Source organism: Kitasatospora sp. NPDC059571, from assembly GCF_042735675.1.
Taxonomy (GTDB): Bacteria; Actinomycetota; Actinomycetes; order Streptomycetales; family Streptomycetaceae; genus Kitasatospora.
In genome coordinates, this window is the sequence record NZ_JBHWBW010000046.1 from 1 (window position 1) to 5,361 (window position 5,361).

A 5,361-nucleotide genomic window follows, 5' to 3' on the forward strand; every position below is an offset into this window, starting at 1 on the left:
CGAGAACCAGAAACGACCCACCTGACCGTTACCTCGGAGGCGCAGGGAACTCCGGCGCTCCGCGCCTCCGGTCCAAGGATGACCTTCACCCCCGCCCTGAAGGGCGGAGCACTGGCCAAGATCAGAGGTAGATCGACGACCCGCGCCGGGCCCGGCGGTTGTCGCGTGTGTCCCGTTGGTTCCTGGGCAGGCGGGTCCCGAACGCGTCGCGCCGGGATCCGCCCGGACGGCGCCGATACGCGAAGGGGACGCGATGAGCAGCATCGAGATCTGGGACTTCCGCAGCACGTCCGGCCACGTCTCCGGCACCGATCTCACGGACTTCCACGTGGAGGCCACGGACGGCCCCATCGGGAAGGTCGACAGGCTGTCCGACGAGGTCGGCGCCCAGTACCTGGTCGTGGACACCGGGCCGTGGATCTTCGGCAAGCACGTCCTGCTCCCGGCCGGCACGGTGGTGCGGGTCGAGCAGGAGGAGAAGAAGGTCTACGTCGACCGGACGAAGGACGAGATCAAGGGCGGCCCCGAGTTCGACCGGGCTGCCCACGACGCGGACACCGACTACCGGGAGAAGTACGCGGGATACTACGGCCCGTTCTACGGCGGCCCGCTCCTCTGACGCGAGCCATTCGCCCCTGGGCCCAGCGCCGCCCGGATGCTCGGCATCCGGTGTGTCCGAGAGCTCGCCGACGGACGGCGGGCCTCCGCGGCGCGGATCCGTTCATCGGGCCTCCAGGGGCGGGGATCGCCGTCGATCCTGACCGTGGGACGGGGCGGCGTCGACGCGCGGCCGCACGGCCGGCGCCGCCCGGGGTTTGGGAGGCCGTCCCGGGGCAAGGGGTGGGGCACTGTTCCCGACCGTACGGAGGCTCTGTGTCGCTCCTGATCCTGCTCGGCGCCCCGGTGCTTCTCGCCGTCATCCTCGCTCTGGGTGCAGGTGGTTCCCGCGGCCGGTCACGGGGCGGGGCCCAGCCTCACACGCGGGCGGTCCGCCGTCGGCTGGCGCTCCGGCACGCCGTGGGCCGCCCGACGGGTTCGGGGAGGCGGGGCGTCCCGCCCGCGCGCGGCCCGGTGGCGCGGCGGTGACGGGGCAAGCCGGGTTGATTCGGACGGTTCGCGAGCGTCCGAGGACCTCGCGCAGTGGCGGCGGCCGTTCTACGGTCCGGCCCGGTCAGCCCCGTCGGGCAGGACCGGCACCGACCACGCGGCGCCCGGCGCCCGGACGGGCCAGGGGTCGGCGAACGGACCCGCACGGTCCTGCAGGAGGCCGCGGGCGCGCTCGCGCGCCCTGCTCGACCGTCCGATGGTCCGCGTCGGAAATAGAGCCGAGGCGGCGGCCGTGCTCGTACTCGTCGGCGTCCTTCCAGCGCACGGCGGACAGGTCGGCTTCGACCACCAGGTCCACCAGCAGGTCCAGGGTGTCGATCCCGATCCGGGTCCGGACTGCCGGGCGCTCGAAGTTCACGTACCGGCGCAGCGGCTCCCCCGCCGCCGGGTCCTGGAGGTAGTGCAGGGAGAGCCACTCCCCCGTCTCGAAGCGGGACCGCAGGACGGTGTCCCGCCAGGCCCAGGGCTCCAGCTCCCAGGAGCCGGCCGCGAGATCGGACAGGCCGCTCCTGCGGGCCGTGCCGTCGCCGGTGCGCAGCGCCGTGGTCCAGGCGGTCGGGGCCGGTGCGGTGATGCCGGGCCAGTCTCCGAGGTGCAGCACGGTCCGCGTGTCGGTGAGTGCCCGGTGGGCTGGGCCGACCACACCTTGCCGAGGTGGATGTCGCGGCGGACCACGGTGGCTCCGGGTGCGAACCGGGCAGCGGAGCCGTCCCCGACGGGGGCGGTCACGGGCGTCCCCCGGCCTGGCAGGCCGGCTCGTGCCAGGTGGTGCGCACGACCGTCCCGGCCGGGGTGACATGCTCACTCGACCATGTTCGACAGCACCCGCCGTCCGTGTGAGTCCGGACGGGAGCAGCAGGTGCGGCGGGTGCAGCAGGTTCAGCAGCTGCGGCGGGTGCAGCAGGTGCGGCGGGCGCGGTCGGCCCGCGGCGACGGGCGCGCGCGGAGGAAGTGGAGGAAGTCGTCATGCCGAAAGCTCTCCCCCCGGATGCCATCGCCGAACCGGGATGTCGACCTCGCTGCGACCGTGGGCCGGCAGGCCTCCGGCGGGCCGGCGTCCGGCTCACGGCGGCCCGCAGCACAGGGGCCGGCCGGTGAATGCCCGCCTCGGGGATGTTCGGGCCGCCCGCCAGGTACGACCGGCTGCCGCCGCTGCGCGAGAACGCGGTAGACCTTCGCCCGCCGCAGCGCCGGCATGTGACAGGCCCGACAGCGGCTTCAGGCGGTCGGGGCGATCGCGTCGAGGTGGATCGAACCGATGCGTCCGATCGGGTCGAAATCGACGGTCAGGCCGGAGCCGCCCGGGAGGGCGGCGCGAAGCCGGTCCGGCCACTCCTGGCGCGGCAGGCCGTGGTGGTCGAGGTACCCGGTGACGGCCGTACGGGCCGAGCGGCCGAACAGGCCCGCGCCGGTCATCAGGTAGCGGGGAACGGTGACCGGATCGGGCACGGCCCTGGGAACCTGCGGGTCGTCCGGGACGAGGTAGAGCCGGGTCGTGGGGCCCGCCTCGACACCCAGGTAGCCGGGCGAGCCGGTGACCCCCATGGCGGCGAAGGCGAGCGTCTCGGCGGCGTGGCGCGGGTCGGCGAAGCCCGCGAGGTCGAGGAAGCCGTCGCCGAACTCCGGGATGCCGTACCGGAGACCGACCGCCCGTGCGCGCTCGGCGACGTCCGCGGCCGGTGTGCCCTGCAGGCCCGGGTTGGCCCAGCCCCACAGCCAGGACCGCTCCACCGTGTCGAAGGTGCCGAGGACGGCGAAGGTGAACTCTCGCCCACCCCGGCAGAAGACCCGGGTCGTCAGGTCGGCCGTCCACGGGCCGGCCGGGACGAAGACGCCGAGGGTCTCGAGCTGCTCGGCGCCCCACGCCGCGTGGTACTCGGCAGCATTCAACAGCGCGTCACTCCATGCGGTGGTCATCGGGCATTCCTATCGCGTACCACCGACCTGCCTGCCGCCGGGGGTATTCGGTCGACGTGGCAGACCGCTCACGACGGGCTGCACAACCACCGCCGTCCGGATGGTCCGATGGCGTGAGTGGCCCGATTCCGCACTCGCGGTGCCGGTCAGGCCGGTGGACGAAGAGCTGACGTCGATTCGCGTTCAACGACCATGGCACGGAGGGGCATCAACTCGGCCGCCGCCTCTTCCGATGGGGACGCCGTGGGCGGACGAAGGCGTCGAGCGCGCCCACGGCTGCCCGGATGTGGGCCGGTCCGCGACGCGACCGCTCGCCAGCGCACCACCAGGACAGCTGCCCGTCCGCGTCCCGCGGATGCATGCCCAGGCCGTGTTCGGCGCAGAGCGGCCACGCCTGCCGCAGACGTTCGGTGACGGCGTCCTGCGCGGCATCGGCGATGACTGCCAGGGCGGAGGCAGGGTCGTCCGCCGACTCCGGGTGCAGGTAGTTGCCATGCCACTCGCCGTTGGCCAGAGCGACGTAGACGTTCTCCGGCCCGTCCTCGTCGTAGGGCGCAAGGGCCAGCAGTTGCAGGGGGCCCTGCTCGGGAAGGGTCACCGCCACGTCCCGATTGAGGAGGGCGAGAGCGCGGTCCCACGTGGGGTACTCGCCCGGCAGGACGCGACGGGGCTCGTGGTGGTCGAAAAGTGCGCGCACGGGCACCATCCTCCGCCATGCGGCAACGGCCCCGATCGCACACCACGTGGTAACCCTGGGTGCCGTCAACAGCGTGAGCGGCTGCGCGGCGGGCCCGGCCCGCCGGGGATCCGCGTCGCCCCGGAAGGGGACGGGCGGCGCCCGGGCCGCCCCACCCCCAATAAGTCTCCCATCGACATATGACGGTGATTGATCTACTCTCTCCGCATGACAGATCGTCAACTCTTAGAGCCGACGAGGCTCGTGCTCACCGCACTCGCCGATGCCCCGCGGCACGGCTACGCCATCATCCAGGAGGTCCTCGGCATCTCCGAGGGCCGAACCCGGCTGCGCACCGGCACCCTCTACACGGCACTCGACCGCCTGCTCCAGCAGGGGCTGATCAGGATCGAGAGCGAGGAAGTGGTCGGCGGGCGGCTGCGCCGGATCTACGCCCTCACCGACGAGGGTCAGAATCTGCTGACGGAGGAGACCCGGCGGCTGCGGGTCACCCTGGCCGAGGCCGAACGCCGGCTGGGCAGGGCCCGGCTGCGCCCGAACGGAGCGAGCGCATGAGCGACCGGCACACCCCCGGGAACGGCCCGCTGCTGCTCAGGCTCTACCCTGCCCGCTACCGCGCCGCCCACGGCGAGGACATCGCCGCGACCCTGGCCGAGGCCACCGAGGGGCTGAGCCGCCCGGACCGGCTCCGCGAACACCTCGACCTCGCCTCCCACGCCCTGCGGCTGCGGCTGCGGATCGGCGCGACCGACCCGGCCGGGCGCATGCTCGCCGGCGCAGCGCCCGTCGTCCTCGGCCTGCTGGCCGGGTTCTGCCTGTGGGGCCTGGTCCCTGACGTACTCCTCCTCGTCCACCGGATCCTCCGCCACCAGCCGCACGCCGGGCCCGTGTACCTGTTCTACTCCGCGGCGGCCAACCTGCCGTGGATTCTGGCCCTCACCGCCGTCGCGGTCGGCCGCTGGCGGCTGGCGCGGGCACTGGGCCTGGCCGGCACTCTTCTCGGGGCCGGTTCGTGGGTGGTGTTCGGCCCGATGACGGTCATGATCCTCTTCGGACAGCCGATGTTCTGGGTCGTCCTCGGCGCCGTCGTCCTGCTCGCGCCGCCCTCCCTGCTCGACCGCTCGCTGCGGACCGGATGGGAGGCCACCGCCGTGGGCCTGCCCTTCGCCGCTCTGCTGGTCGCCTCGCAGTCGACCGGCCTCTGGGTGTACTTCACCGGCAGCGCCGTTCTGCACGTGTACGTGTCCTGGCCGCTCCTGGCAACCGCCGCCGTCCTCCTCGGCCACCTCGTGGCCGAGCACCGCGACCCGTACCGCGCCACCGGTGCCGGCCTGACCGGCTTGCTCTGGCTCCTCCCCGGCCTGCTGGACGACAGCCGGCCCCGCATGCTCACCACCTGGGCAGCGGGCTACCTCGCCCTCGTCGCGTTCACGGTCGCACTGGCCACCGCCGTCCGAACGATCCGGCGCACACGCGCCAAAGAGCCCGCCGACCCCGCCTGACCACCTCCGGGCCAGGCCGCGCAGTCGGGGGCCGCCCCCCCCGCCCGGCCGGGGGGGGGGGGGCCCCCCCGCCCGGCCGGGCCGCCGGCCGGCGCCCGGCGGGCCCCCCCCCCCGGGGGGGGGGGGGGTGTTTGAAAA

Annotated in this window: 6 protein-coding genes; 3 read left to right on the forward strand and 3 right to left on the reverse strand. The window is 73.8% G+C overall.

Going from position 1 to position 5,361, the window contains the following annotated elements:
* The first annotated feature begins 253 nt into the window (after window positions 1-253).
* Entirely contained in the window at window positions 254-619 is a 366-nt protein-coding gene (locus ACFV0G_RS08315) for a PRC-barrel domain-containing protein (protein WP_380543597.1), read from the forward strand.
* A 552-nt stretch (window positions 620-1,171) separates the two neighbouring features.
* Here the strand turns inward: ACFV0G_RS08315 and ACFV0G_RS08320 are convergent.
* The 3 genes from ACFV0G_RS08320 to ACFV0G_RS08330 form a co-directional block, all read right to left on the reverse strand.
* On the reverse strand, window positions 1,172-1,708 hold the full coding sequence (locus ACFV0G_RS08320; RefSeq protein WP_380543600.1) for a DUF402 domain-containing protein: 537 nt from the start codon (window positions 1,706-1,708) through the stop codon (window positions 1,172-1,174).
* A gap of 617 nt (window positions 1,709-2,325) precedes the next feature.
* The gene (locus ACFV0G_RS08325; protein ID WP_380543603.1) at window positions 2,326-3,024 is read right to left on the reverse strand and encodes a DUF6882 domain-containing protein; all 699 of its coding nucleotides are present in this window, start codon (window positions 3,022-3,024) and stop codon (window positions 2,326-2,328) included.
* Window positions 3,025-3,232: 208 nt separating this feature from the next.
* Entirely contained in the window at window positions 3,233-3,721 is a 489-nt protein-coding gene (locus ACFV0G_RS08330) for a hypothetical protein (protein ID WP_380543606.1), read from the reverse strand.
* Between the two features lie 207 nt (window positions 3,722-3,928).
* Between ACFV0G_RS08330 and ACFV0G_RS08335 the strand changes: the two genes are divergently transcribed.
* Complete coding sequence (locus ACFV0G_RS08335) at window positions 3,929-4,276, forward strand: PadR family transcriptional regulator (RefSeq protein ID WP_380543609.1); 348 nt, start codon at window positions 3,929-3,931, stop codon at window positions 4,274-4,276.
* Complete coding sequence (locus tag ACFV0G_RS08340; protein WP_380543612.1) at window positions 4,273-5,223, forward strand: hypothetical protein; 951 nt, start codon at window positions 4,273-4,275, stop codon at window positions 5,221-5,223. Before ACFV0G_RS08335 ends, ACFV0G_RS08340 begins: the two co-directional genes overlap by 4 nt.
* Window positions 5,224-5,361: the final 138 nt, after the last annotated feature.